This window comes from Pseudomonas sp. RtIB026 (genome assembly GCF_016861355.2).
GTDB lineage: Bacteria > Pseudomonadota > Gammaproteobacteria > Pseudomonadales > Pseudomonadaceae > Aquipseudomonas > Aquipseudomonas peradeniyensis.
Genome location: NZ_AP023348.2, coordinates 3,794,957 through 3,821,711, shown reverse-complemented (window position 1 = coordinate 3,821,711; position 26,755 = coordinate 3,794,957). Strand labels below are relative to the sequence as shown.

At 65.2% G+C, this 26,755-nt stretch carries 18 protein-coding genes; 11 read left to right on the top strand and 7 right to left on the bottom strand.

The annotated features are described in order from the left end of the window. Positions 1-147: 147 nt before the first annotated feature. The 4 genes from PRtIB026_RS17075 (at position 148) to PRtIB026_RS17060 (ending at position 3,211) form a co-directional block, all read left to right on the top strand. The gene (locus tag PRtIB026_RS17075) at positions 148-1,182 is read left to right on the top strand and encodes an acyltransferase family protein (protein ID WP_203646246.1); all 1,035 of its coding nucleotides are present in this window, start codon (positions 148-150) and stop codon (positions 1,180-1,182) included. A gap of 57 nt (positions 1,183-1,239) precedes the next feature. Continuing rightward, positions 1,240-1,824: a Fe-S biogenesis protein NfuA gene (gene nfuA / locus PRtIB026_RS17070; RefSeq protein ID WP_023630602.1), complete on the top strand. Its 585-nt coding sequence runs from the start codon at positions 1,240-1,242 to the stop codon at positions 1,822-1,824. A gap of 295 nt (positions 1,825-2,119) precedes the next feature. Further along, positions 2,120-2,728 carry an SCO family protein gene (locus PRtIB026_RS17065; protein WP_203646248.1) on the top strand — a complete coding sequence of 203 codons (609 nt, stop codon included), beginning with the start codon at positions 2,120-2,122 and terminating at the stop codon, positions 2,726-2,728. After that, the gene (locus PRtIB026_RS17060; RefSeq protein WP_203646249.1) at positions 2,729-3,211 is read left to right on the top strand and encodes a copper chaperone PCu(A)C; all 483 of its coding nucleotides are present in this window, start codon (positions 2,729-2,731) and stop codon (positions 3,209-3,211) included. Between the two features lie 123 nt (positions 3,212-3,334). Here the strand turns inward: PRtIB026_RS17060 and PRtIB026_RS17055 are convergent, their stop codons facing one another. Together PRtIB026_RS17055 and PRtIB026_RS17050 are read right to left on the bottom strand one after the other, a co-directional pair. Beyond that, entirely contained in the window at positions 3,335-3,562 is a 228-nt protein-coding gene (locus tag PRtIB026_RS17055) for a hypothetical protein (RefSeq protein ID WP_023630605.1), read from the bottom strand. A gap of 15 nt (positions 3,563-3,577) precedes the next feature. Beyond that, the gene (locus PRtIB026_RS17050; RefSeq protein WP_203646250.1) at positions 3,578-4,729 is read right to left on the bottom strand and encodes an MFS transporter; all 1,152 of its coding nucleotides are present in this window, start codon (positions 4,727-4,729) and stop codon (positions 3,578-3,580) included. Positions 4,730-4,837: 108 nt separating this feature from the next. On the opposite strand from PRtIB026_RS17050, the gene PRtIB026_RS17045 reads away from it, so the two are divergent. Continuing rightward, a complete protein-coding gene (locus tag PRtIB026_RS17045) occupies positions 4,838-5,647 on the top strand; it encodes an AraC family transcriptional regulator (protein WP_203646251.1) in 810 nt (269 codons plus the stop codon). On the opposite strand, the gene PRtIB026_RS17040 is transcribed toward PRtIB026_RS17045, so the two are convergent. The 5 genes from PRtIB026_RS17040 to PRtIB026_RS17020 form a co-directional block, all read right to left on the bottom strand. Continuing rightward, on the bottom strand, positions 5,607-6,440 hold the full coding sequence (locus PRtIB026_RS17040) for an AraC family transcriptional regulator (protein ID WP_203646252.1): 834 nt from the start codon (positions 6,438-6,440) through the stop codon (positions 5,607-5,609). The genes PRtIB026_RS17045 and PRtIB026_RS17040 overlap by 41 nt on opposite strands. Continuing rightward, positions 6,437-6,751: an AzlD domain-containing protein gene (locus tag PRtIB026_RS17035; protein WP_062574311.1), complete on the bottom strand. Its 315-nt coding sequence runs from the start codon at positions 6,749-6,751 to the stop codon at positions 6,437-6,439. Before PRtIB026_RS17035 ends, PRtIB026_RS17040 begins: the two co-directional genes overlap by 4 nt. Further along, positions 6,748-7,446, bottom strand: a complete 699-nt coding sequence (locus PRtIB026_RS17030) for an AzlC family ABC transporter permease (protein WP_203646253.1) — start codon at positions 7,444-7,446, stop codon at positions 6,748-6,750. The genes PRtIB026_RS17035 and PRtIB026_RS17030 overlap by 4 nt, the downstream gene beginning before the upstream one ends. 104 nt (positions 7,447-7,550) lie before the next feature. Continuing rightward, positions 7,551-8,372: an aldo/keto reductase gene (locus tag PRtIB026_RS17025; RefSeq protein WP_203646255.1), complete on the bottom strand. Its 822-nt coding sequence runs from the start codon at positions 8,370-8,372 to the stop codon at positions 7,551-7,553. After that, on the bottom strand, positions 8,360-9,265 hold the full coding sequence (locus PRtIB026_RS17020; RefSeq protein WP_050705129.1) for a LysR family transcriptional regulator: 906 nt from the start codon (positions 9,263-9,265) through the stop codon (positions 8,360-8,362). The genes PRtIB026_RS17025 and PRtIB026_RS17020 overlap by 13 nt, the downstream gene beginning before the upstream one ends. 118 nt (positions 9,266-9,383) lie before the next feature. On the opposite strand from PRtIB026_RS17020, the gene PRtIB026_RS17015 reads away from it, so the two are divergent. From PRtIB026_RS17015 to PRtIB026_RS16990, 6 genes are all read left to right on the top strand, one after another. Continuing rightward, positions 9,384-10,082, top strand: coding sequence for a CoA transferase subunit A (locus PRtIB026_RS17015; protein ID WP_050705130.1), 699 nt, complete (start codon positions 9,384-9,386; stop codon positions 10,080-10,082). Between the two features lie 35 nt (positions 10,083-10,117). Further along, positions 10,118-10,774 (top strand): CoA transferase subunit B, encoded by a 657-nt coding sequence (locus tag PRtIB026_RS17010; protein WP_050705131.1) that lies wholly within the window; start codon positions 10,118-10,120, stop codon positions 10,772-10,774. A 196-nt stretch (positions 10,775-10,970) separates the two neighbouring features. Continuing rightward, complete coding sequence (locus PRtIB026_RS17005) at positions 10,971-12,389, top strand: short-chain fatty acid transporter (protein WP_062360297.1); 1,419 nt, start codon at positions 10,971-10,973, stop codon at positions 12,387-12,389. A 241-nt stretch (positions 12,390-12,630) separates the two neighbouring features. Next, positions 12,631-14,340 carry a ShlB/FhaC/HecB family hemolysin secretion/activation protein gene (locus tag PRtIB026_RS17000; protein ID WP_203646257.1) on the top strand — a complete coding sequence of 570 codons (1,710 nt, stop codon included), beginning with the start codon at positions 12,631-12,633 and terminating at the stop codon, positions 14,338-14,340. Between the two features lie 23 nt (positions 14,341-14,363). Continuing rightward, entirely contained in the window at positions 14,364-25,760 is an 11,397-nt protein-coding gene (locus PRtIB026_RS16995; protein WP_267812559.1) for a DUF637 domain-containing protein, read from the top strand. After that, entirely contained in the window at positions 25,760-26,218 is a 459-nt protein-coding gene (locus tag PRtIB026_RS16990; protein WP_203646265.1) for a hypothetical protein, read from the top strand. The genes PRtIB026_RS16995 and PRtIB026_RS16990 overlap by 1 nt, the downstream gene beginning before the upstream one ends. The last annotated feature ends 537 nt before the right edge of the window (positions 26,219-26,755 follow it).

Sequence of the window (26,755 nt, the reverse complement as noted above, 5' to 3'; positions counted from 1 at the left end):
CAAAGCAGCCCCAGGGGCCTCCAGCAACGCTGCAAAGATTGCTGGGGCCGCGCAGCGGCCCTTTCGCGGCACAAGGCCGCTCCTACCCCCGCGATGACATAGCCTGATTGCCGAAGCCTCAACGCACCGGTCAACGCAGGGTTTTTCATGCTGTATTCGCTTCAGGCTCTCCGGGCATTCGCCGCCTGGGTGGTGGTCTGCCACCACTTCATGCAGATCTTCTTCGACTTCAACGCCACCGGCCCTATCGGCCAACTGCTCGCCGACCGCGGCGCGGTGGGGGTGGACATCTTCTTCGTCATCAGTGGCCTGGTGATCTACCTCTCGACCCGCGACAAGGACATCGCGCCCGCACAGTTCCTGCTCAACCGCGCCCTGCGCATCGTGCCCGCCTACTGGTTCTATACCCTGCTGATGGCAGCGCTGATGCTGGTCGCCAGCCGCTGGATGCCGCACCAGGTGTTCGAATGGCAGCACCTGCTGCTGTCGCTGTTGTTCATCCCTGCGGAGAATCCGGGTGGCTACGGCTTGTATCCGACCCTCAATGTCGGCTGGACGCTGAACTTCGAGATGTTCTTCTACCTGTTGTTCGGCCTGGCGTTCCTGGTGCGCCAGCACCACCACCTGCTGTTGGTGACGGCGGCGCTGCTGCTGGTCAGCGAGGTACTGGGCCGCCTCGGCGTGCTCAGCCGCTTCTACAGCAACGACATCGTCTACGAGTTCCTGCTGGGCATTGGCCTGGGCGTGCTGTACCGCCGCGGGCTGATTCGCCAGGGCTTGTGGCTGCCGCTGGGGCTGCTCGGCGTGGCGGGGTATGCGCTGTATCACCTGGACGCCTCGCAGCGCCTCCTGCACTGGGGCCTGCCCAGCGCCCTGGTGGTGCTGGCGTTCATCGCCCTGGAGCCATTCTTCAAGGGTAACCGGGTGCTCAAGGCGCTGGGGGATTGCTCCTATTCGGTCTACCTGGTGCATGTGCTGGTGCTGTATGGCGGCCTGTTCGCCAGCGAACGCCTGCGCCTGAATCCGTACCTGGTGTTCGCCTTGTGCGTGCCGTCAATCGGACTAATGTCGTGGCTCAGCTACCACTGGCTGGAGCGTGGCCTATACGGGCGGCTCAAGGCCGGATTCGCGGGGCGTGGCGCCCAGGAGCCTGCGCTGGCGCTATCCCGAGTCAAATGCTAGGACTTTGTTCGAGGGCCGGGTTGGCGTACACTGCCGGCAAGTCTGTGAGGAACTTCCATGAGCGCTATAACCATTACCGACGCCGCCCATGATTACCTGGCCGATCTGCTCTCCAAGCAGAACACGCCTGGCATCGGCATCCGTATCTTCATCACCCAGCCGGGTACCACCTACGCCGAGACCTGCATCGCCTACTGCAAGCCTGGCGAGGAGAAACCCGACGACCAGCCGGTGGGCCTGAAGAGCTTCACCGCCTACCTCGACGCAGTCAGCGTGCCGTTCCTCGAGGACGCGCTGGTCGACTACGCCACCGACCGCATGGGCGGCCAGCTGACCATCAAGGCGCCGAACGCCAAGGTGCCGATGGTCAACGAAGACAGCCCGATCAACGAGCGTATCAACTACTACCTGCAGACCGAGATCAACCCGGGCCTGGCCAGCCACGGCGGCGCCGTGAGCCTGGTGGACGTGGTCGACGACGGCATCGCCGTGCTGCAGTTCGGCGGCGGCTGCCAGGGCTGCGGCCAGGCCGACGTGACGCTGAAGGAAGGCATCGAGCGCACCCTGCTCGAACGCATTCCGGAGCTCAAGGGCGTGCGTGACGTGACCGACCACAGCCAGAAGGAAAACGCGTACTACTGATCGCCAGTGGTGACGCCATCGCGGGGCAAGCCCGCTCCCACGCCTGGGCCATGCCTGGATCAATGCGTGGGAGCGGGCTTGCCCCGCGATGTTTTCAGGTGTTGTGCATTGATCCCTAGCAACAAAGTGTTACGGATTCAACCCCTGCGACAACCGGTCGCGCCCCGTAAACAAAGGGCTGCAGCCTGGTCGGCCGGATATCGGGTGGATGGTGCAGGGGTGGCGTGACAGAATGCCCCGGTTTTCTGGCCGGCCCATCCCAGGGGTCGGCACCTTCCCTGTAAAGGATGGTTCCATGAATGATCTGTTGACCCGGCGCGCGGTTGTCGCCGGGATGGGCGTACTGGGGCTTGGCCTGCTGGCGGGTTGCAACCCGGCCCGGGGCCTGGACTTCAAGTACGGCAAGAACATGAGCAACGAGATCCTCGGGCGCAAGTTCAAGCTCAAGGACACTCAAGGCAACGAGCGCACCCTGTCGAGTTTCTACGGCTCGATGCCGATGATCTTCTTCGGCTTCACCCAGTGCCCGGCCGTCTGCCCGACCGCCATGGCGCGCGTGGCGCAGATCCGCAAGATCCTGCGCGGCCGTGACCGTGACCTGTTCCAGCCGGTGTTCATCACCCTGGATCCGGAGCGCGACAGCCCCGAGATACTCGATGCCTACGTCAAGGCCTTCGACCCGTCGATCGTTGCCCTGACCGGTACCCCCGAGGAAATCGCCGAGGTGGCCCGGGAATTCAAGGTGTTCTACGAAAAGGTCCCGGCCGGCGACACCTACACTGTCTCTCACTCGTCCACCAGCTACGTCTACGACACACGTGGCACCCTGCGCCTGAGCCTGGGCCATTCCCTGAACGCCAAGGAATGTGCCGAGGACCTGGTCACCCTGATGGAGATCTGCTGAATGTCGATGCAACCGATCAAACGCGGTCTGGCCGCCCTGGCCCTGCTGGGCATGACCCTGCCGGCGTTCGCCCAGACCACCGTGAGCGACGCCTGGGTGCGCGCCAGCGTACCGCACCAGCAATCGACCGGCGCCTTCATGACCCTGACTGCCAGCAGCGACAGCAAGCTGGTGAGCGTCGCCTCACCCGTGGCCAAGGACGTGCAGGTGCATGAGATGGTCATGAACGGCGATGTGATGAAGATGGGGCCGGTCGATGCCATCGCGCTGCCGGCGGGCAAGCCCGTCAAGCTGGACCCCAATGGCTACCACGTGATGTTGATGGGCCTGAACCAGCAGGTGAAGGAAGGCGAGCAGGTACCGCTGACCCTGACCATCATCGATGCCAAGGGCGCGAAGGAAACCTTGCAGGTGCAGGCGCCGGTGCGTGCGCTCAACGCCGAGGCCAGCGGCGGGCATGACCATATGCATATGAACCACTGATCGTGGATCGGGGGCGCTTTGCGCCCGTTCGCGGCACAAGGCCGCTCCTACAGAGGAAATCGCAGTCCCCTGTAGGAGCGGCCTTGTGCCGCGAACGGGCTGCAAAGCAGCCCCAGCGGCCCGTCAGCTACGAAAACGTGGCAACGGCCGTTCGATGTTCAGCGAGGTCAGGGTCTTGCGCACCTGTGCATCCTCGGCCTCCAGCGCCTTCAGGCTGGCGCGGATCTTCCCGGCGGCGGGCACATCGCCCTGGCGGTCGATCCAGTCGGCGATCTCCTTGCAGGCGCTGCTCAGGCAGGCCTGGCGCTGGCTCATCAGCGACAGGAGCGTGGTGATTTCTCGTTCGGACATGACGCGATCCTCCATTCAGCCCCTTGAGTGTAGCAGCGCCCGGCCAGGCTGCTCGTAGCCGATGGCCAGTGCCCAGCCCGCCAGCGCACAGACAAACAGCGTCGCCCCCATAGCCTGGCAGGCACCCGCCAGCAGCAGTCCCGCGCCAATCTGCAGGTAGTAGAACAAGCCGAACAACGCGCCCGCCGTGCCACGGCAGTCGGCGTAGTCGACCAGCGCCGAGCCCAGCACCAGCGGAATCGCCATGGCGAAGGCGAACATCACCAGGGCCATGGCCAGCACCGTCCACAGGCTGTCGCCCAGCCCCAGCAGTGCCAGCGCCGCCAGCAGGTCGAGCAGGCACGCCAGGCGCAGCAGGCGCGCCGTGGCCACCCCGCGCTGCAACAGTCGTGCATTGAGTCGCGCGCCCAGCAGCGAGCCGAGCGCCAGCGCCGCGCCGGAGTAGCCCATCCACGGGCTGGCGCCGAGGCGCTCGAAAACAAACGGCGCCAGGCTGTACCAGCTGAACACGCTGATGTTGAACACTGCCACCAGGGCGCTGGCCAGCAGCACGCGACGGTCGCGCAGCAGGCGTCGCAGCACCTGGCCGAGCGCGGGCGTCGCCTGCGCGGCGGGGCGCGTCTCGGGCAGGCCGCGCCAGGTCCAGGCGAGCAGCAGCGCGGCCATCAGCAACTGGCCGGCGAGTACACCGTGATAGCCGAACAGCCGGTCCAGCCAGGCGCCGCTGATCAGCCCGAGCGCCGGGCTGAGCGCCAGGCATACGCCGATCAACGAGAACACCCGGGCCAGTTCAGGGCCGGCGTGGCGATCGCGCAGGATGGTCTGGGTGACCACGGAGCCCACCGCCGCCGCGAAGGCCGCCACGATCCGCGCCAGCAGCAGTTGGCTGAAGTCGACCGCCAGCAGCGCCGCCAGTGCTGCGGTGGTATAGAGCGACAGGCCGGCAAGCATGGCCGGGCGCCGCCCCCACAGGTCGCAGGCACGCCCCCAGGCCAGCACGCCGACGGCAAACGCGACGAAGTACAGCGACAGGGTCAGCGAAGCCTGGGCAGCGCTGACGGCGAATGCTTCGGCCAAGGAGACCAGGGCAGGGCTGTAGAGGGTTTCGGCGACTTGCGGAAACATCAGCAGGGCGGTGGCCAGGGCCAGCCAGGAACGGGAAAGCATGGGAGTGAACGCCTTGCAGCACAAACGGGCGCTCATGGTAGGGACGTTGTGCCGTGAGCTATTATCGCGATTCCGTTGCTCTATCGTTGAAATCGGACAATTACAGCCATGGCCTGGTTAGCCCCCGACACCCACTTCGACCCCGATGCTTTCGACGCGCCGGTACTGGGCATCTGCTCGGCTCTGGGCGACCACGACTCGGGGCGCCACCGCCATGGCCGCGGCCAGGTGCTGTTCACCCGCCAGGGCTGCGTGCGCATCCAGACGCCCGGACGCCTGTGCCTGCTGCCACCGACCCAGGCTGCGTGGATTCCGGCGGGGCTGGAGCATCGGGCGCGCATGCGCGAAACGGTAGACTACCGCTCGCTGTATTTCAGCGCCGTGCTCAACGTGGAGCTGCCCGACGACGTGACGATCATCAGCGTCAACCCGTTGCTGCGCGAACTGCTCGAACGCATTGCCCAGGCGCCGTTCGACACGGCCTGGGACCGAGGTGACCAGGTGCACCTGCTGGCGCTGTGTCTGGGCGAATTGCGCCTGGCGCCGCGCCAGCCGATGTTCCTGCCACTGCCAGGCGATCGCCGCCTGGTTGGGCTGGTCGAGCGGCTCGAGCGCCTGCCGCCAGCGCTGGGTGAACTGGCGCGGCAGGTTGGCGCCAGCGAGAAGACCATCAGCCGCCTGCTGCGCCGGGATACCGGCATGTCCTATCAGCAATGGCGCCAGCAGTGGCGGTTGTTGCGGGCAATGGAACAGCTGGCGTTGCAGCGGCCGCTGGGCGCCATCGCCGACGACCTGGGCTTCGCCAGCGACAGTGCCTTCATTGCGTTCTTTCGCGGCATGACCGGCATCACGCCAGGCGCCTGGAACCGGGGCGCAGCTACAGGCCCAGACAGGCCTGGCGATAGGCCCCCGGCGTAACCCCATAGGCCTGCTTGAACTGGCGGCTGAGGTGGCTCTGGTCGGCGAAGCCCAGGGTGACGGCGACCTCCAGTGCCGGCAGGCCGCTGCGCAACAGCTCGCGGGCGCGGGCCAGGCGGCGCTGCTTGAGCCAGGCGTGGGGCGGCAGGCCGGTGGCCTGGCGGAACACCCGGGCGAAGTGGAACGGCGACAGGTTCACCGCCGCCGCCAGGGTTTCCAGCGAGGGCGGCTCGACCAGCCGGCTCTCCAGCAGCTCGCGGGCACGGGCCACGGCCAGCGGCTCGTTGCCGGGGGCGGCGGGCTCGGCGCAGTGGCCGTGGCGCTGCACCAGCGCCAGCACCGCCTGGCGCCAGGCGGTCTGTTGCTCCAGGGCGCTGGCGCAGGACTCGGACAACTGGTGCAGATGGCTGAAAGCGGCGGCCAGGGCCGGGTCCTGGATCACGCTGTCCTTGAACCGGGGCAGGCCGTGGCGGCCCAGCTCCAGTTCGTCGAGCACGCCGGTGACCCGCTCGTGTTCGGGGTAGAAGCCACGGTAGCGCCAGCCGGCCTCGTGGGCGGTGGCACCGGTGTGCAGCTCGTCGGGATTGATCAGCACCATGCTGCCCACCGGCGCCAGGTGCTCGCTGCCGCGGTGCCAGAAACGCTGGGCGCCGGATTCGATCACGGTGAACACGTAGCCTTCGTGCACATGCGGGGCGAAGCGCTGCTGGATGTAGCGGGCGTGCAGCATCTCGACGTCGCCGAGGGCGGGCGCCTGCCACAGGTGGGCCTGTTCGCGCAGGGGCGTGGTCATGCCAGCCAGCTGCGCAGGAGGAAGAAGATCAGCATGCTCGCCAGCATGCTCAGCAACACGCTGCGGGTCAACAGCACCAGGGCGATCGCCACCAGCGAACCAAGCAGGTAAGGGTTCAGCGGGCTCAGCTCGAGCTGGTGGCCGGGCAGGAAGATGATCGGCCCGCAGATCGCGGTGAGCATGCCGGGCACGGCGAAGCCGAGGAACTGCCGCGCATTGGAGCTCAGGCGCAGCGGCAGGCGCGGTTCAAGGAAGGCGTAGCGGTTGAGGAACACCACCGCGCCCATGGCGACGATCAGCAGCCAGATCATGAGCGGCCTCCGGAGAATTTCTGGCAGATAAAGCCAGCGGCCATGCCCAGCAAGCCTGCCACCACCAGGGCAGTTTCCCAGTGCCAGTAGCTGAACAGCACCGAGCAGAACAGCGACACCGCCACGCACACCACGGTCGGCAGGTTGCGCACCAGCGGCGCGATCAGCGCGACGAAGGTGGCGACGATGGAGAAGTCCAGGCCCAGCTGGTCCAGGTGCGGGATGTTCTGGCCGAGGACGATGCCGGCCAGGGTGAACAGGTTCCAGGCCACATAGAAAGTCAGGCCGACGCCCAGGGCGTACCAGCGGTTGAACTGCTGCTGGTCGTGGTGGCTGGTCAGGGCGAAGAACTCGTCGGTGAGCAGAAAGCCCAGGCCCAGGCGCCAGCGGGTCGGCAAGCCGGACATCACCGGGCGCATGGACAACCCGTAGAGCAGGTGCTGCGAGGTCAGCAGCAGGGTGGTGAGCAGGATCGACAGCAGGTTGGCGCCGCCCTTGAGCATGCCGATGGCCACCAGCTGCGCGGCGCCGGCGAAGACGATGGCCGACAGGCCCTGGCCTTGCCAGGCGCTGAGGTTGGCCTCGATGGCCATGGAGCCTGCCAGCAGGCCCCAGGGCGCGACGGCCAGGGACAGCGGCAGGATGGCGATGGCACCGTGAAGGAAGGCATTGCGGGCGAGCGGTGGGCTGGACATGGGAACGACAACGAATCGACAGGGCAGGCCAGCATGACAGAGCGGCGCGGGGGCGGCTTGAACGATCTTGCTTTGTTGTCGATCATGCCGGCCCCTGTAGGGGTTCAGACCATTGCCAGGCGCTGCTTGCAGGTCGGCGCGGGGAAGGCCTGGTCGATGGCCCGCAGGTCTGCTTCGCTCAATATCAGCCCTGCCGCCGCCGCGTTCAGGCGCACATGCTCCGGGTCGGTGGCCTTGGGAATGGCGATCACGCCCTCCTGGCGCGTGACCCAGGCCAGGCTCACCTGGGCCGGCGTGGCGCCATGGCGTGCGGCGATATCGCCCAGCACGGGATGTCGCAGCAGGCGCCCGGCCTGGGCCAGCGGGCAGTAGGCCATGGTCGGCAGGCCCTGCTGCTGGCTCCAGGGCAGCAGGTCGAACTCGATGCCGCGCTCGGCCGGGTTGTACAGCACCTGGTTGGTGGCGCAGGCGGGGTTGTCGAGCTCGCGCAGGTCGTCGAGGTCGAAGTTGGACACGCCCCAGCGGCGGATCTTGCCCTGCTCGATGAGGCGCTCGAAGGCCTCGACGGTCTCCTCCAGCGGATACTGGCCGCGCCAGTGCAGCAGGTACAGGTCGATGCAGTCGGTGCCCAGGCGTTCGAGGCTGCGCTCGCAGGCGGCGGGCACGCCGCGCCGGCTGGCATTGTGCGGATAGACCTTGCTGACCAAAAACACCTGGTCGCGGCGCCCGGCGATGGCCTGGCCGACCACGCGCTCGGCACCGCCCTCGGCGTACATCTCGGCGGTGTCGATCAGACCCAGGCCCAGTTCGATACCCTGTTGCAGCGCCGCCACTTCAGCACTCCTGCACCCAGGATCCTCGCCCATGTACCAGGTGCCCTGGCCGATGGCCGGAACGCGGGAGCCCGCCAGATTCACGTAACGCATGTCACCTCCTGTGGATGGGTATGGGTCAGCAGTACATCGAGCAGCGCCTCGGCGGCCTTGGACAGCTTGTGATCGCTCAGGGCGATCACGCCGATGCGCCGCTCCACGGTCGGTTCGACCAACGGCACGCAGCGGGCGCCGAGCTCCTGCATCTGGCCGATGCACAGCGCCGGCACCGCGCTGACGCCCAGGCCGCTGGCGACCATGCGACCGATGGTCGACAGCTGGTGGCTCTCGAAGGCCACCGCCAGCTTGCCATGGTTGGCGGCCAGGTGCTGCTCCAGCAGCAGGCGCACCGCGGAAGGCCGTTGCAGAGCGATGAAATCCTCGGCCAGCAGCTGCGGCCAGCGCACCTGGGGCTGGCGGGCGAGGGGCGAGTCGGCGGGCACCACCGCGACGAAACGGTCCAGGTACAGCGGATGGAAGCGCAGCGCCTCGCTGCTCTCGGGCTCGAAGCCGATGCCCAGTTCGACGCGGCGGTGGCGCACCAGTTCCAGCACCTGCTCGTTGATCACATCGTGCACGGTGACGTTGACCTTGGGGTAGCGCTGGCGGAACACCTTGAGCGACTGCGGCAGCAGGTTGCCGGCAAAGGCCGGCATGGCCGCCACCGAGACCCGCCCCAGCTGCAGGGTAAAACGCTGGCGCAGCATCTCCTCGGTGTCGTCCCAGTCGGCCAGCAGGCGCCGGGCCAGGGGCAGCAGCACTTCGCCCTCGGGGGTCAGGCTGACGCTGCGGGTGGTGCGGGTGAGCAGGGCGCCGCCGAGGTTGTCCTCCAGCGCCTTGATGGTCAGGCTCAGGGCCGGTTGCGATACATGCAGGTGCTCGCCGGCCTGGGCGAAGCTCTGGTACTTGGCCACGGTGACGAAGGCGCGCAGCTGCTTGACGTTCATGGGGCGGGCCCTTTGTTTTGTAAAAGTTATCAATCGATGACGAAAACAAAATTAACAAATCAGTCGACTACAGTGAAGATGACCGTACGGTTCCAACAACTACAAAAGGCGACTGAGCATGGCCGGACTGGACAAGCGTGTAGCAACTTATGAAGAGGCCCTGGCGGGCCTGACCGACGACATGACCGTGCTGGCCGGCGGCTTTGGCCTGTGCGGCATCCCCGAGAACCTCATCGCCGAGATCAAGCGCCGCGGCGTCAAGGGCCTGACCGTGGTCTCGAACAACTGCGGCGTCGACGGCTTCGGCCTGGGCGTGCTGCTCGAAGACCGGCAGATCCGCAAGATGGTCGCCTCCTACGTCGGCGAAAATGCCGAGTTCGAACGCCAGCTGCTCAGCGGCGAACTGGAAGTGGAACTCACCCCGCAAGGCACCCTGGCCGAGAAGATGCGTGCCGGCGGCGCCGGTATCCCGGCCTTCTTCACCGCCACCGGCTACGGCACCCCGGTCGCCGAAGGCAAGGAAGTGCGCGAGTTCAACGGTCGCAAGTACATCCTCGAAGCGTCCATCACCGGCGACTTTGCCATCGTCAAGGGCTGGAAGGCCGACCACTACGGCAACGTGGTGTACCGCAACACTGCGCAGAACTTCAACCCGCTGGCCGCCACCGCCGGCAAGATCACTGTGGTCGAGGTCGAGGAGATCGTCGAGCCCGGCGTGCTGCTGCCCAGCGAGATCCACACCCCGGGCATCTATGTCGACCGGGTCATCGTCGGCACCTTCGAGAAGCGCATCGAAAAGCGCACCGTCAAGGCCTGAGCGCCGCCCTCAAGAACAACAAAGAGATCCTGACCATGGCATTGACCCGCGAACAAATGGCGCAACGCGTCGCCCGTGAACTGAAGGACGGCTACTACGTCAACCTCGGCATCGGCATCCCCACCCTGGTGGCCAACTACGTGCCCGAGGGCATGGAGGTGATGCTGCAGTCGGAGAACGGCCTGCTGGGCATGGGCGAGTTCCCCACCGAGGCCACCATCGACGCCGACATGATCAACGCCGGCAAGCAGACCGTCACCGCCCGCCGTGGCGCGTCGATCTTCGATTCGGCGCAATCCTTCGCCATGATCCGTGGCGGCCATGTCGACCTCACCGTGCTCGGCGCCTTCGAGGTGGATGTGCAGGGCAACATCGCCTCGTGGATGATCCCCGGCAAGCTGGTCAAGGGCATGGGCGGCGCCATGGACCTGGTGGCCGGTGCCGACAACATCATCGTCACCATGACCCACGCCTCCAAGGATGGCGAATCCAAGCTGCTGCCCAAGTGCAGCCTGCCGCTGACCGGTGCCGGCTGCATCCGCAAGGTGCTCACCGACCTGGCCTACCTGGAGATCGAAAACGGTGCCTTCATCCTGCGCGAGACCGCCCCGGGCGTGAGCGTCGAGGAGATCATCGAGAAGACCGCCGGCAAGCTGATCGTGGCGGACGATGTAAAGGAAATGACGTTCTAATCACCCGCACCGCACCGCCCCCCTGTAGGAGCGGCCTTGTGCCGCGAAAGGGCTGCAGAGCAGCCCCGCGATTTCGGCATCAGCGCTGAGATCGAGGGGCCGCTGCGCGGCCCTTTCGCGGCACAAGGCCGCTCCTACAGGGGTTTTGCAATACCTGTTGAAAAATCCACCAATAAAACCAAAAAAGGAAAACATCGTGGCCGCTGATATCCAAGACAGCCGCTCCGCCCGCTTTGCCCTGCGCTGCTCCAACTGGGCCGAACGCTGGTTCCCCGACTCCTGGGTGTTCGCCGCCCTGGCTGTGATGCTGGTGTCCCTCGGCGCCCTGGCCATGGGCGGCAAGCCCACCGACACCGCCAAGGCGTTCGGTGACGGCTTCTGGAGCCTGATCCCGTTCACCATGCAGATGGCCTTCGTGGTCATCGGCGGCTATGTGGTGGCCAGTTCGCCGCCCGCCGCCCGGCTGATCGACCGCCTGGCGCGGCTGCCGAAGAACGGCCGCTCGGCGGTGTGCTGGGTGGCGCTGATCTCGATGCTTGCCTCGTTGCTCAACTGGGGCCTGTCGCTGGTGTTCGGCGGCCTGCTGGTGCGCGCCCTGGCCCGGCGCAGCGACCTGAAGATGGACTACCGCGCCGCCGGCGCCGCTGCCTACCTGGGCCTGGGCGCGGTGTGGGCGCTGGGCCTGTCGTCGTCGGCCGCGCAGCTGCAGGCCAATCCGGCCAGCCTGCCGCCGTCGATCCTGTCGATCACCGGGGTGATCCCGTTCACCGAGACCATCTTCCTCTGGCAGTCCGGGGTGATGCTTGCCGCGCTGGTGGTCGTCTCGCTGGTCGTGGCCTACGCCACCGCCCCGGGGCCGAACAGCGCCCGCAGCGCCCAGGACTGCGGCGTCGACCCGAGCTTCAGCGCGCCGCCGTCTCCTCAGCGCACCCGCCCGGGCGAGTGGCTGGAATACAGCCCGATCCTGATCCTGCTGCTGGTGGCCCTGGCCGCTGGTTGGCTGTACCAGGAGTTCGCCACCAAACCTGCGATCACCGCGATCTCCGGGTTGAACACCTACAACCTGCTGTTCATCATGCTCGGCGCCTTGTTGCACTGGCGCCCGCGCAGCTTCCTCGACGCGGTGACCCGCGCCGTGCCGACCACCACCGGGGTGCTGATCCAGTTCCCGCTGTACGGCTCGATCGCCGCCATCCTCACCCAGGTCAAGGGCGCGGATGCCCAGACCCTGGCCCACCATATCTCGGTGTTCTTCACCCAGATCGCCACCCATGACACCTATGCGCTGCTGATGGGCGTGTACTCGGCGGTGCTCGGCTTCTTCATTCCATCCGGCGGCGGCAAGTGGATCATCGAGGCGCCATACGTGATGCTGGTGGCCAACGACCTGCAGTACCACCTGGGCTGGGCGGTGCAGATCTACAACGCCGCCGAGGCGCTGCCGAACCTGATCAACCCGTTCTACATGCTGCCGCTGCTGGGCGTGCTGGGGCTCAAGGCGCGTGACCTGATCGGCTTCTCGTTCGTGCAGTTGCTGGTGCATGTGCCGCTGGTGCTGGTGCTGCTGTGGGCGCTGGGCACGACTTTGCAGTATGTGCCGCCGGTGATGCCGTAGGGCTTGCGCAGTCGTGACATAAGGTCGCTCCTGCAGGAGAGTGCGCATTCCTGCAGGAGCGCGAGCGAGACGGGCACAGCAAAATGCACAGGAAGTTTTTTTGTGTGCCAACCGCTCTATCTCAGTGGTTCTGTGCGATATGGAGGGAGCCTTCCGCAAAAAACGCAGTGATGGCAAATTGACGTCAATATGATGGCCACATAGTATGCGCGCCTCTTTGCCTTAATCACCAAGGACAGGTATGGCAGTACGTCGTCTTTCCGCGCGCAAGTTGGCCCTTTCTGTCCTTGTCGCAGCGTCGTGCAGCACGTCTGCCTGGGCGGTGTCTCCCGGCGACCAGGACCTGATCCGCGAACGCCAGAACCGTCTGCTCGAAGAGCAGCAGCGCCGTCTCGAAGAGCTGCGCAACCTGCCGGGCGAAAGTGCCCGTCCTGCCGAACAGCCACGGCCTGAAGACACCCGTTGCTTCACCATCCACACCATCGAACTCAAGGGCGCCGACAGCCTGTCCGCCGCCGACCGCGACCGCCTGCTCAAGCCCTTTATCGACCAGTGCCTGGGCGTCACCCAGCTCAACGCCCTGCTCAAGGCCATCACCGACCATTACCTGGGCCGCGGCCTGGTCACCAGCCGCGCCTACCTGCCGCAGCAGGACCTGTCCTCGGGTCATCTGCAGGTACTGGTGGTGGAAGGGCGCCTGGAAGGGCTGCGCCCGGACCCGGCCAGCGGCTTGAGCGATCGCGAACTGGCCATGGCCTTCCCCGGCAGTCTCGACCAGCGCCTGAACCTGCGCGAGATCGAGCAGATGGTCGACCAGCTCAACCGCCTGCCGTCGAACAAGGCGCAGATGGAACTGACCCCGGGCAAGGCCGTCGGCGGCAGCGAAGTACTGGTGCGCAACACCCAGCAGAAACCCTGGCGTGCCTCGCTGTCGCGCAACAACGAAGGCCAGCGCAGCACCGGCGAGCAGATGCTCAACCTTGGCCTGGAATGGGACAGCCCGCTGGGCCTGGCCGACCAGCTGATGCTGCGCGGCGGTCATGACGTGGTCAGCGACCACACCCAGGGCTCGAAGAACGGCGTGCTGTTCTACAACCTGCCGTGGGGCTGGTGGAACTTCACCTACAGCTACAGCGAGAGCGAATACCGCTCCCTGGCCCAGGCCAACGGTTTTGCCTTCAAGCAGACCGGCGACAGCCAGAACCACCAGCTGCGCGCCGAGCGCGTGGTGCACCGCGACGCCACCAGCAAGACCTCGCTCAATGCCGGCATGGCCCACCTGCGCACCAACAACTACATCGAGGACAGCCGCCTGGCCGGCAGCAGCAACCGCCTGAGCGAGGCGCAGTTCGGCATCAACCATGGCCGGCGCCTGGGCAATGCCTTCGTCAACCTCGACCTGGGCACCCAGGAGGGCATCGGCGCCTTCGACGCCCAGGACAACGGCCATCCACGCCCGGGCCAGCCGGTGGCGCGCTACCGCAAGTACAGCGCCACGCTCAGCTACGTGCAGGGTTTCCAGCTCTTCGGCGAGCGCCTGAGCTTCAGCAGCCTGGCCACCGGCCAGCGCAGCGAGGACGTACTGTTCAGCCCGCAGCGCATCAGCCTGGGCGGGCTGTCGTCGGTGCGCGGCCTCAAGGACCAGTCACTGTCCGGCGACAGCGGCGGCTACTGGCGCAACGACCTGCGCTGGACCCGCCCGGTGAACTGGCCGCTGCTGCAACCGCTGGTGGCCGAGTACGGCCTGGGCCTGGGCTACGACCTCGGGGTGATCCGCAACGATCGCTACAACGGCGAGTACCACGGCCGTGCCAGCAGCCACTCGCTGGAGTTGTTCGCCCGCGGCCAGCACATGGCCGCCAGCGTGACCTTCGCCCACAGCCTGGAACGCCCCGACGTGCTGACCGACAAGGAACGCCCGGTGTATTTCCGCCTGGACTTCTTCATCTGACCGCCTGATTCACGAGACCTGACATGGACGTTCGCCTGTTTGCCTTCCTGGCCCGCCAACGCTCGGCCGAAATTCAGCCCCGTGAGCATTTCTGCGGGTTGCCCAAGCGTGGCCTGGCCTTCCTGCTGGCCAACGCGATGTTCTGGCAGCCATTCTGGGCGCAGGCCGCCGAAGGCGTGGTGGTCAGCGGGCCGGGCACCCGGCTGGACCAGGCGGGCAATGGCGTGCCGATCGTCAATATCGCCGCGCCCAATGGCAGCGGGCTGTCGCACAACCAGTTCAGCGACTACAACGTCGGCCAGCAGGGGCTGATCCTCAACAACGCCACCGAGCGTACCCAGGCCACCCAGCTGGGCGGGATCATTCTTGGCAACCCGAACCTGCAGGGCCAGGCGGCCAACGTCATCCTCAACGAGGTCAATGGCGCCAACGCCAGTCAGTTGCGCGGCTATACCGAAGTGGCCGGACATGCGGCCAAGGTCATCGTCGCCAACCCCCACGGCATCACCTGCGATGGCTGCGGTTTCATCAATACGCCGCAGGTGACACTAAGCACCGGCAAGCCGGTGCTCGACGGGCGTGGCGCGCTCAGCGGCTATCAGGTCGATGGCGGCAGCGTGGCGCTGGAAGGGGCGGGGCTTAACGCCGACAACGTCGAACGCTTCGACATCATCACCCGCTCGGCACGCCTGAACGCTCAGTTGCGGGCCCGTGAACTGAACGTCATCACCGGGCGCAACGATGTCGACGCCCAGACCCTGGCCGCGACGCCGCGTGTCGGCAACGCGGCCGATGCGCCGGCCCTGGCCATCGACTCCAGTGCCTTGGGTGGCATGTATGCGGGGGCCATTCGCCTGGTGGGTACCGAGGCGGGCGTCGGTGTGCGCCTGGCGGGGGACCTGATCGCCAGCGGGGGGGATATCCAGCTCGATGCCAATGGCCAGCTGAACCTGGCGCAGACACGCGCCACCGGCGCAGTGAACATCAAGGCTGCCAGCCTTGATGCACAAGGCCCGCTATACGGTGAGTCGACCCTCAAGGTGGTCACCAGCGGCAACCTGAGCAACCACGACAGCATCGCTGCCCGCTCCGGTGTGACCCTGGAGGTGGGTGGCCTGCTGAGCAACCAGGGTGTGATCGAAGCCGGGGTCAACCCGGATACCAGCCGCAACGCCCAGGGCGACCTGGCGATCAATGCGCAGAACCTCGACAACCATGGCAAGACCCTGGTCGCCAGCCGAGACCTGATCCTCACCACTCGCGAGTCCCTGGACAACCAGGGCGGTACCCTCAGTGCCGGGCGGGATGGCCAGATCAACGCCGCAACGCTGGATAACCGCAACCAGGGGCGTGTACTTGGTGCGGGAGCGCAAACGATCAACAGCAGCCAGTTGCTGGACAACCGGGGCGGATTGGTCGCAGCGCAGTCCCTGGAGATTGCGGCACCCCGGGTGGACAACCGGGGCGGTGAGTTGTCGAGCCGTGGCGATGCCAACCTGCGCGCGGATCATCTGGACAACAGTGAGGCCGGCAAGGTACTGGCGGCTCAGGCGTTGACCCTGCGTATCGCCGGCCTGCTGAACAACCAGGCCGGCCTGGTCGATGGCAACACGCTGGGGATAACCTCCGCCAGCCTGTTCAACCGGCAAGGCAGCCTGCACAGCGTCGCCGATCTCTCCCTGAATCAGTCGGGCCTGCTGGACAACCAGGCGGGCAAGATCGTCGCCGGGCAGCGGGCGACCCTGACGCTGGGCAAGCTGGACAATCAGAACAAGGGGCATCTCGAAGCCAAGGCCGGGATGCAACTGGCCACCGGGGAACTGCTCAACCAGCAGGGCGGGCGGGTATTCAGCGAGGCGGGGCTGACGCTCGACCTGGCCCGTGGGCGGTTGAACAACGACGGTGGTCTTGTCGCGGCGACGGGGCCACTGGTATTCGAACGACTGGCCGATGTCTTCAACCGCCAGGGTGAGATTTCCAGCGGCCAGTCATTCGTGCTGAGTGCGGACAACCTCGACAACACCCAGGGCAAGGTCCTCGGCGACCAGGCGGTGACACTGCTGATCACCCAGGCGCTGAACAATACCAAGGGTCGCATCGCCGCAGCCGGCATAGAGGTGCGCAGTGGCACGCTGGACAATCTGGACGGCACCGTTGCCAGCCGCGCGGGGCAGCAGGTTTACGTGCAGCAGGTGCTGAACAACCAGCAGGGTGAAATTTCGGCGGCAGGCACGCACCACCTGGAGGCGGGCAGCCTGCTCAACCAGAAGGGGCGCGTGCTCTCCGACACGCAACTGAGCGTCAAGCTGCGTGGGGCCTTGAACAACCAGGCCGGGGTGCTGGGCGCTGCCGACCTGCTCGACGTCAAGGCATTGAGCCTGGACAACCGCACAAAGGGTAGCCTGGCGTCTGATGGCCGGCTCGAGCTACGGCTCGATGACACCTTGGACAACCGCAACGGTTCCGTCGTCGCGTTGGGCAGCCTGGAGCTGCATGCCGCAAAGGCCGACAACCGCATTGGTGGTCTGATCGGCAGCGACCAGTCGAGCATCCTGCGGGTTGCCGAGGTGGACAACCGCGGCGGTGAGATCTCTGCCCAGGACGGCATCGACAGCGCCGGTCAGGTACTCGACAACAGTGATGGCAAGCTGCTGGGGGGTACCCGCCTGGCCCTTGTCCTGGAGCATCTGATCAACAACAGCGCAGGCCTGGTTTCCGCGCGGCAGATCAAGCTCGAAGGCGCACGCCTGGACAACAGCGCGGTGATTTCGGCGGGTGATCGGCTCGACATCCATTTGCACGACCGCGGCGTTGCAGGGCGTGACGGCGTGCTGGACAACCAGCAGGGGCATCTGGAAAGCGAAGGCGAGCTGCTGCTCGAAGTCGTTCGGCTCGATAACCGCAAAGGGGTCGTTTCGAGTACGCGAGAACTGACGGTGACCACGTCGACGGATGTCGATAACACCGAAGGCACGCTTGAAAGCGACGCCGGGCTGACACTCACCAGCGCCAAGCTGAACAACACCCAAGGGGTGATCAACAGTCGACTCGCAGCGACGGTAACCACCGGTCGCTTCGATAACCAGCAGGGCCGCTTGAGCAGCGCAGGGCGCCTGCAACTGGACGCCGGCCAGGTCGACAACAGCGCCAAGGGGCGGATTGCCGGTGGCCAGGCGCTGCAGGTCCGCGTCACCGGGCTGGACCAGCAAAACGGTGAGTTGTACAGCCTCGGCGACCTGAGCCTTGACGTGCAGCATGGCCAACTGAACAACCAGGGTGGCCTGATCCACAACGGCGGCAAGCTGACCCTCAAGCAGCTCAAGGATGTTGCCAACCAGGGCGGTGAGATTTCCAGCGACCAGGCCTTCGAAGTGGTGGCGCGACAGCTCGACACCAGCGAAGGCAAGGTGCTGAGCAAGCAGGCGCTGACCCTGACCCTCGAACAGGCACTGACCTCGCTCAAGGCGCAGATCCACGCTGCATCGCTGAACGTGACAGCCGCCAGCCTCGACAACGGCCAGGGTTTGCTCAGCAGCCGTGGGCAGATGACCATCGATCTCGGTGAGCAGGGGCAGTTGCGCAACAACGCCGGCACGCTGTTTGCCGATGGCAAGCTGTTGCTGCGCGGCAAGACCCTGGACAACGCCAAAGGGCATGTGGCCTCCCGGCAGGACCTGGAGGTGCATGGCACACAGATCGACAACCAGGCCGGTGAGTTGATCGCCGAGCGCGGCTTGACGCTGAACGGCCAGCGTCTGGACAACCGTGACAAAGGCCTGGTCAAGGCGGGGCTTGACGCCCAGCTGACCGTCGACGACCTGGACAACCGCGACGGCGAGATCGCCGGCAAAGGTGCACTCACGCTCACCGGCAAGACCCTGGACAACAGCGACGCTGGCCGGATCCACACCGACGCGGCCCTAAACCTAGGTTTCAACCGGCTGCTGAACCTGAACAAAGGCGAACTGTCGGCCAAGCAAGCTGTCACCTTGATTGGCAGCGGCCCGCTCAGTTCGTTGGACAACAGCGGCGGCAGGCTGTCCGGCGACGGGCCAGTGAAGCTGGCGTTGACCGGCGCGGTGCGCAACGTGGACGGTCGCATCAGCAGCGAGGACAGCCTGACCGTGGCGGGCGCAAGCCTGGACAACACTGGCGGCAGCTTGTCCAGCGCCCTTGACCTGATTCTGGAAAGCCAGGGCAAGATCGAGAACCAGCGCGGCAAACTGGTCGGCGATGGCGACCTGACGCTCACCAGCACCGGCCTGGACAACCGTGAAGACGGTGTGGTCACGGCCAAGGGCCAGGTGAAACTGACAACGGGTGAGCTGGACAACAGCCAGCGCGGACGGATCATCGCCGGCACCCTGCTGGAACTGAATGCCGCCCAGCTACGCAACAACGGTGCAGGCCAGATTGCCAGCAAGACCCTGTTGGCCAGTGTCACGGGCCTGGAGCAGAAGGGCGGCAAGCTGTTTGGCGCCGACAGCCTCACCCTGGACCTGAACAATGGCGACCTGGACAACCAGGGCGGCACGATCAACACCCCAGGCCTGCTGCTGATCAAGCAGTTGCGCGACCTGTACAACCGTGACGGCGAAATCTCCAGCAGCGAGCAGTTCAGCCTGCTTGCGCGCACCCTCGACAACAGCGGCGGCAGCCTGATCAGTCATCGCCAGTTGAACCTGGATGCCACGCAACTGATCAACGCCAAGGGCCTGGTCTCCGGTTGGCAGGGCGTACGCCTCGATGGCGGCAAGGTCGACAACCGCGACAGCGGGACAGTGTCCAGTCGTGATGGCGGCGTCATCGTCGATCTCGATGGCGAGTTGCTCAATGGCCAGGGCGGCGCCCTGGCCAGCCGGAAGGAACTGGCGATCCAGGCCACGGCGCTGGATAATCGCGGTGGCGTGCTGGCCAGTGGTGCCGGCCAACGTCTGACCCTGACCCAAGGCCGTTTCGACAACAGCCAGGGCGGGCTGCTGGACAGCGCCGCCGAGGTTTATCTGCAGGCTGCGGGCCTGAACAACAGCGATGCACGGCTGATTGCCAAGGGGCCCGTGACCCTGGTGCTGGACGGTGACTTGGACAACAGCCGCGGCAAGCTGCTGAGCGCCGCCGCGCTGCATGTGGCCAAAGCCGGGCAAGTGATCAACCAGGGCGGCGAGCTGGGTAGCCAGGCGGGGCTGACCGTGCACGCCCAGAGTATCGACAACAGTCATCGGGGCACCCTGGCCGCCGTGGCGGGCGTGGTCATCGACAGCCAAGGGCTGTTGAACAACAGCGACGAGGGCTTGCTGCACAGTGACACCGGTGCGCTGAACATCGTTGCCGGCAGCCTGGACAACACCAAGGGCAAGCTGCAAAGCCTTGCCGACATCACCGTTGTCACCAGTGCCAGCCTGGTCAACCAGAACGGTCAGGTGATCGCCCGGCAAGGCGATGTCGGCCTGACGGCTGGCAGCCTGAACAACCGCAACGGCGTGCTGGCCAGCCTCAAGGGAGCGTTGCAGGCTGAAACCAAGGGCGGCCTGCTGAGCAACCAGGGAGGGGTCATCCAGGCCCGGCAGTTGACCCTGACGGCCCTCGCTGGTTTGCACAACCAGGGCGGGCGCATGGCCGCCCAGGCCGGAACAACGACCATTCGTAGCAATGACTTCATCAACCAGGGCGGTGGCCTTTACGCCAATGGCTTGATCAGCGTGACCGGCGGCCGCCTGGACAACGGCGCCGGTGGGCAGATCGCCGGGCAGAGCCTGAACTTCGCCCTGGGCAATGCGCTGTACAACCGTGGCGGGGTCATCGAAAGCGATACTGTCTTGAGCATCGGCGCGGACAGCTTCGACAACCAGGGCGGGCAATTGCGCGCGCTGGGCAGCACAGGCAAGACCGATCTGCGCATTGCCGGCCTGCTCGACAACCGCTCGGGTGTGCTGGAAACCAGTAACCAGGACCTGGGCCTGAGTGCCGGCAGCTTCCTCAACAGCGGTGGCCGCTTGCTGCATGGTGGCCAGGGCGAGTTCGGCGTGAGCCTGGACAACCTGTCCACGGCCGGTGGCGAAATGGCCACCCTCGGTGGCTTGACCATCAATGCCGCCAACTGGACCACCAGCAGCGTGATCCAGGCAGGGCGGCTGACCGTCAATGTGGGGCAACTGACCCTGAACCAGGGCGGCCGGCTGCTGGCTTCGCGCAGCTTCGTCGGCAGCGGCGGCAACTGGGTCAACAATGGCCTGATCGCCAGTGACGGCGACTTCAGCCTCAACCTGGGCGGCAGCTACAGCGGCAGTGGCCGGGCCAGCAGCCTGGGTGATCTCAAGCTCGATGCCAACAGCATCGTGCTCGGCGCCAGCACCAGCATCGCCGGCGGTGGCAACACCACCATCGGCGGCCTGGGTACCCTGGCCAGCCTGACCAACTACGGGCGCCTGACCTCGGCCCAGGCGTTGGATGTACGCGCTTCGCGCCTGGACAACTACGGCACCCTGGCCAGCGCCACCACCCTGAAGATCAACAGCGCCGAAGCCCTGAACAATGCCAATGCGCTGATCTTCAGCGGCACCGACATGACCTGGTCGGTCGGCAGCCTGAGCAACACCCTCGGCGAGGTCTACAGCCTGGGCAACCTTACCGTCGAGGGCCGCTCGCCAGGCACCCGCGCCGCGGTGCTGAAGAACATCTCCGGCAAGATGGAGAGCGCCCGCGATTTCAACATCAAGGCCGAGCAGTTCATCAACGAGCGCAACAACTTCAAGGTGACCTCGGAGTTGTATTCGTCGGCCATCGGCCAGCGTTGCTACAGCTGTACCAACCTGCCTTACGGGGTTGACGACTCGAAGAAGTGGCCCTCCCACCTGGTATGGATTCAGCAATACAAGACCACCGTGTCGGGCGATCCAAGTTCGGTAGCCGCCAGCATCAATGCAGGCGGTAACCTGGACGTCCAGGGGACCAGCTTCAGCAACAGCAATTCGACCGTATCGGCCACGGGCAACATCACCGTCAATGTGGCGAACTTCCAGAACACCGGCACTGCGCTGGGCGACTACATCAGCGCCAAGTACCTGGACGTCCAGATCCAGAAAGGCTGGTGGGCGCTCGATGAAGTGATCCGCTACAACCAGTACAACGACGCTTCCTATAACAAGGACTGGTGGTTCATCAACCCGGCGGGCGAAGCGTCTCGGGCGCCGACGGTCACCTATCGCTGCTGCGCCACGCCGAGTGAAACATTCGTTGCCTACGGCTTGCTGGTCTACAAGCAGACCGACAAGTTCCTGGGCGCCAGGGCCATGGGCGAATCAATGTTCAGCACGGGCCAACGCATGGAGCTTCCGGCCTATATCGCCAATGCGCGGGTATCCGATGAGAAGGTGATCGAGACCGGTACCGTCAGCAGTTACGTGCCCGCCGTGATCCAGGCGGGTGGCAATGTCACCATCAATGCCGGCCAGCGGCTGGGCAACGGTGTGGAGAAACCGTTCAGCGCGCCCAATGGTTTTGGCGGGCGCGGGACCAACACCGCGGCCACCTCCGCCCAGCCGACGCTGATCAGTATCCACAAACAGCTGCCGCCGGAGCTGGCCCAGCAACAGGTCAATCCGCTGGAGCTGCCGGGCTTCAGCCTGCCCACCGGGCAGAACGGGCTGTTCCGCCTGAGTACCAGCGAAGGCGTGGTCAGCGTGCCGTCGTCGTCGGGCTGGACCCTGGGCGGCTCCAGCATCAGCCTGGCCGACCGTGACCGGCCACTGCCGATCACCCCGGGGCGCGACTCGCAGTTGGGCAGCCTGCCGCAGGTCGATGCAAGCATTCGTGCCGTGGACCCGACCCAACGCGAACGCCTGGATCTTGATACCCGTGCCACCTCGGTAGCCCTCGACAACAATGGCAACGGCAGTGGCCGGCTGCCGGGTCGCACTACCGAGGGCGCGGGCCTGACCGCGCTCGATCCGCTGGCACTGAGCCGGCCGGCGCCGTGGGGCCAGTCCAAGGTGGTACCGCCGACCAGCATTCGCCAGGTCCAGGGCTTGCCGGACAACAGCGGTCGCTCGCAGCCGCACAAGTACCTGATCGAAACCAACCCGGTGCTCACCGACCTCAAGTCGTTCATGAGCTCGGACTATCTGCTCGGCAACCTGGGCTATGACCCGGACAAGAGCTGGAAGCGCCTGGGTGACGGTTTCTATGAGCAGCGGCTGCTCCAGGATGCGGTGCTGGCGCGCACCGGCCAACGTTTCATCGATGGCAAGTCCAGCAATGAAGCGCTGTACCAGTACCTGATGGACAACGCCATCGCCAGCAAGCAGCAACTGAACCTGAGCGTGGGCGTGACCTTGACCGCCCAGCAGGTCGCAGCCCTGACCCACGACATCGTCTGGCTCGAAGAGCATGTGGTCAACGGCGAGAAGGTGCTGGTGCCGGTGCTCTACCTGGCCCAGGCGAACAATCGCCTGGCGCCCAACGGCGCGCTGATCGCGGGCAATGATGTAACCCTTATCGCCGGTGACAGCCTGACCAACGCCGGTACGCTCAAGGCCAACAACAACCTGTCGGCCAGCGCCGGCAAGAACCTGGTCAACGCCGGCCTGATCGAGGCGGGCAATCGTCTGGACCTGCTGGCCGGCGACAGCATCCTCAATGGCGCCGGTGGCATCCTCAAGGGTCGTGATGTCAGCCTCAACGCGCTGCTGGGCGATGTGGTCAACGAGCGTAGCGTTACCAGCTTCGAAGTCGGTGGTAGCCGCCGCGACTACGTCGACAGCGCCGCGCGCATCGAGGCCGGCAACGACCTGAGCATCGGTGCCGGGCGCGATGTGATGAACATGGGCGGTGTGATCAAGACCGGCCGTGATCTGGACATCAATGCCGGGCGCGACCTGGTGCTCAGCTCGGCGGAGCAGCAGGACAGCGACAACTGGGGCCGCTGGCACCAGAAAGAGTCGATCACCCAGCATGTCGGCACGATCGAGGCTGGCCGCGACATGACCCTGGCCGCCGGCCGCGACTTTGCCGCGATTGCCAGCGAGGTCGAGGCCAAGCGCAACATCGCGGTCAACGCCGGCCACGACCTGACGCTGACCTCAGCCGCCAACGAGGACCATTTCTACTCCAAGACCAAGAAGGTCACGCGCCAGGAGGATCATGTTCGCCAGGTCGCCACCAGCTTCAAGGCCGGCGGCAACATCGACCTGTCGGCCAGCAACGACCTGACCCTGATTGCCAGCCGGGTCCAGGCGGGCGACGAAGCCTACCTGGTGGCGGGCAACGACCTGGCGTTGCTGTCGGCCGAGGACCGTGACTACTCGCTGTACGACAAGAAGTCCAAGGGCAGCTGGGGCAGCAAGGCGACCAAGCGCGACGAGTCGACCCGTGTCACCCACGTGGGCAGCGAAATCAGCAGTGGCAGCCACCTGACCCTGGTCAGCAGTGGCGACCAGCGCTATCAGGCGGCCAAGCTCGACAGCGGCGGCGACCTGACCCTCGACAGCGGCGGTGATATCTACTTCCAGAGCGTCAAGGACCTCATCCAGGAGAGTCACGAGAAGAGCAAGAGCAGCCTGGCCTGGTTCAGCATGAAGGGCAAGGGCAGCACCGACGAGACCTTCCGCCAGAGTGAACTGACGGCCAAGGGCGACCTGGTGATCAAGGCCGCCGGCAAGATCCATGCAGACGTCCGGCAGGTCAGCCAGGAATCGGTGTCCGAGTCCATCGACGCGATGGTCGAGGCGGATCCGAGCCTGGGCTGGCTGAAGGAGCTCGAGGCTCAAGGCGGCGTCGACTGGCGCCAGGTGCAGGAGATCCATACCCGCTTCAAGTACGAGAACTCAGGGCTCGGTGCCGGGGCGCAGATGGTCATGGCCATTCTCCTGGCGGCGGTGCTTGGCCCGGCCGGCCTCGGCCTGGCAGGCGCCCAGCTGGCCGGTGCGGCGGCGCTGGCCAACACCGCGCTCAACAGTGCCATCAGCAACAAGGGTGACCTCGGCCAGGCACTCAAGGACACCCTGAGCAAGGACAGCCTGACCAACGCGGCGATCGCCGCGATCACCGCAGGCATTGCTGAAAGCTACTTCGGCGATATCGCCAAGACCAAGATCGTCGATGGCAAATCGGTGGTCGACCTCGGATCGTTGGAAGGTATCGGTCGCTTCGGTGCCCAGCAGCTGGCCATCGGTGCGGCTTCCGGCGCGGTAGGGCAAGCGTTCGGGCGTGACGCCGATGTGCGGGCGATCCTCCAGTCGGCGGTGTTCAACACGCTGGCGGCGACGGCCTTCAGCACGGTGGGGGACGCCAACCTGCGTACCGGCAGCCCGGAAAAGGTCGCCCTGCATGCGCTGGTCGGTGGTTTCGTCGCCCAGGCCGCCGGCGGCGACTTTGCCACCGGCGCGATCGCGGCGGGCGCCAACGAACTGCTGGCCAACCAGTTGCGCCGGATCGCCACGCAGATGGACCCGGTCAACCGTGATGCACTGATGCTGATCGCTTCGCAGCTGGTGGGTGTGGTGACGGCGTCGGCGCGGGATGAAGGTGATGGCAAGCGTCTGCAGGACGGTTCGTGGATCGCCAGTACCGCGACGCAGTACAACAACCTCAACCACAGTGACATGGGCGACTTTGTCGCCGACATGAACGATTGTGGCAACAACACCGCGTGCCAGGAGAAGTTCTGGATCGCCAATGGCCACAAGAAGCTCAGTGACGAGAACTACGAGCAGGCCCTGAAGACTGGCGGTGTGGCGTTCGCGCGCTCCCAGCAGTTGGATATCGAAGCTGGCCTGACCGTGCTTGAAGGGCTGAACTGCACCAACGCCACCTGCCAGGGCTACAAGGACCAACTGATCGAGCGTGCCGTGACCAGCATGCAGACACTGGCGGAGGTCACCGGCAGTTGGGAGCCGTTCCTGCAACTGATTGGCGAATTACCGGGTCGCAAGCTGGTGACAGAGCGGGTGCTTGGTGTCTCGGAAGGCGCGATGAAGTCGCCAGGGGTGCGCTCGGCAATAGAGCGGGCAAATGAGATCAAGGCGATTCGCAAGGCTGAGAGTGAAACGCTGGAGGCGGCAAAAGTCGCTGGAGCGAGTACCATTGTCGGCGGCAAGACCTGTGTCTATACCTGTGTGGTCGATGGTGTGACGCGCTACGTCGGTATTACCGATGATATTGCCCGACGCGGTCGTGAACATTTGAAAAAGAACAGGATCATCGAGGGTATTCCAGGTCTGGACAAGCTTTCACGCTCCGATGCCCGCGCCGTGGAGCAAGTACTCATTGAGCGCTACGGCAGGCTCAACGACCCCAAGCGGCCGGATGGAACACTTGAGAACCTCATCAACTCGATCTCGGCGAGGAAGAACCCGACCAAGTATGAGCGGGCGCTGGTACGCGGAGCGGAAATTCTTAAAAGTATCAAATTCAAAGGTTTCTAATGGCAAAGAGAGTAAAACTTGGCGACGTCCTGCAAATCCTGACAAACGCAGGAGTCGCCTATGCGCAGGTCACCCATAAGCACCCACGGTATGGACATCTGATACGAGCGTTTGCCGGTTACCACGAGCAGACACCCAAAGACTTTTCTGCCGTTGTCGATGCGCAACCTCAATTCACGGCCTTTTTCCCGGTTCAGGCTGCTGTCGATCAGGGGCTGCTGGCGGTGGTCGCCAACGTGCCAGTCAGCCCGGTGTTGCAGGCGTTTCCGACCATGCGCATGCAGGCAGGGGGCCCAGGCGGTTCACTGTGGTTGTGGGACGGGGAGCATGAACTTCTGCTGGATCGCGAGCTGACGGCAGAGGAAATGCTCTACCCGGTCAGGGGCATCATTACCGCGCCGTTGCTGGTGGAGCGTATCGAGAAGGGCTATCGGGCGCATACCCACGACGTGTGGTGATAGGTGAGCACGCCGCAAGCCGGTAGTCGGGGGGCTTCGCGTTCCCCTGTGGGAGCGGGTTTACCCGCGAAGCAAGCAGCGCGGTGGATGGCACCGGCTCTGCCGGTGTTCGCGGGTATACCCACTCCTACAGGGTACGCGCCGCTTTGACACCAAGAGCTGTAACTGTGGGGCGTAGCCTACGCAGGCAAGACAAGACATTTGCTCCCTCAGGTCCCTGCCAAGTCAAAAAGTTATGTGGAGTTCCATGAGCGCGGTTTGATCTCGCGAAAGGGCTGTGTCGTGCCCGTTTCGCGACACAGGGTCGCTGCTGCAGAGGTTGCGCATAGCCTGCCGCCTGACCCAAGAAAAATATTTTTTTGCTCGAACTGCTCTATTCCAATGCTTTCAAACAGGGTGCACGGACAAGTTACAAAAAACCGAATGATGGCAAATTGACGTCAATATGATGGCCACATAGTATCCGCGCCAGTTTGCAATGCTCGTGCAGCCACGCTCCAGACCCTGCCGACTTGCTGAAGCAGAACATTCGCCCGG

What these genes read in the sequence shown, in the direction of transcription:
- PRtIB026_RS17030 (WP_203646253.1), bottom strand. Translation starts at nt 7,446, where the DNA reads ATGTCCAGCCCACCGCTCGCCCGCAATGCCTTCCTTCACGGTGCCATC.
- PRtIB026_RS17010 (WP_050705131.1), top strand. Translation starts at nt 10,118, where the DNA reads ATGGCATTGACCCGCGAACAAATGGCGCAACGCGTCGCCCGTGAACTG.
- nfuA (WP_023630602.1), top strand. Translation starts at nt 1,240, where the DNA reads ATGAGCGCTATAACCATTACCGACGCCGCCCATGATTACCTGGCCGAT.
- PRtIB026_RS17015 (WP_050705130.1), top strand. Translation starts at nt 9,384, where the DNA reads ATGGCCGGACTGGACAAGCGTGTAGCAACTTATGAAGAGGCCCTGGCG.
- PRtIB026_RS16995 (WP_267812559.1), top strand. Translation starts at nt 14,364, where the DNA reads ATGGACGTTCGCCTGTTTGCCTTCCTGGCCCGCCAACGCTCGGCCGAA.
- PRtIB026_RS17000 (WP_203646257.1), top strand. Translation starts at nt 12,631, where the DNA reads ATGGCAGTACGTCGTCTTTCCGCGCGCAAGTTGGCCCTTTCTGTCCTT.
- PRtIB026_RS16990 (WP_203646265.1), top strand. Translation starts at nt 25,760, where the DNA reads ATGGCAAAGAGAGTAAAACTTGGCGACGTCCTGCAAATCCTGACAAAC.
- PRtIB026_RS17055 (WP_023630605.1), bottom strand. Translation starts at nt 3,562, where the DNA reads ATGTCCGAACGAGAAATCACCACGCTCCTGTCGCTGATGAGCCAGCGC.
- PRtIB026_RS17065 (WP_203646248.1), top strand. Translation starts at nt 2,120, where the DNA reads ATGAATGATCTGTTGACCCGGCGCGCGGTTGTCGCCGGGATGGGCGTA.
- PRtIB026_RS17035 (WP_062574311.1), bottom strand. Translation starts at nt 6,751, where the DNA reads ATGATCTGGCTGCTGATCGTCGCCATGGGCGCGGTGGTGTTCCTCAAC.
- PRtIB026_RS17020 (WP_050705129.1), bottom strand. Translation starts at nt 9,265, where the DNA reads ATGAACGTCAAGCAGCTGCGCGCCTTCGTCACCGTGGCCAAGTACCAG.
- PRtIB026_RS17075 (WP_203646246.1), top strand. Translation starts at nt 148, where the DNA reads ATGCTGTATTCGCTTCAGGCTCTCCGGGCATTCGCCGCCTGGGTGGTG.
- PRtIB026_RS17045 (WP_203646251.1), top strand. Translation starts at nt 4,838, where the DNA reads ATGGCCTGGTTAGCCCCCGACACCCACTTCGACCCCGATGCTTTCGAC.
- PRtIB026_RS17050 (WP_203646250.1), bottom strand. Translation starts at nt 4,729, where the DNA reads ATGCTTTCCCGTTCCTGGCTGGCCCTGGCCACCGCCCTGCTGATGTTT.
- PRtIB026_RS17025 (WP_203646255.1), bottom strand. Translation starts at nt 8,372, where the DNA reads ATGCGTTACGTGAATCTGGCGGGCTCCCGCGTTCCGGCCATCGGCCAG.
- PRtIB026_RS17040 (WP_203646252.1), bottom strand. Translation starts at nt 6,440, where the DNA reads ATGACCACGCCCCTGCGCGAACAGGCCCACCTGTGGCAGGCGCCCGCC.
- PRtIB026_RS17060 (WP_203646249.1), top strand. Translation starts at nt 2,729, where the DNA reads ATGTCGATGCAACCGATCAAACGCGGTCTGGCCGCCCTGGCCCTGCTG.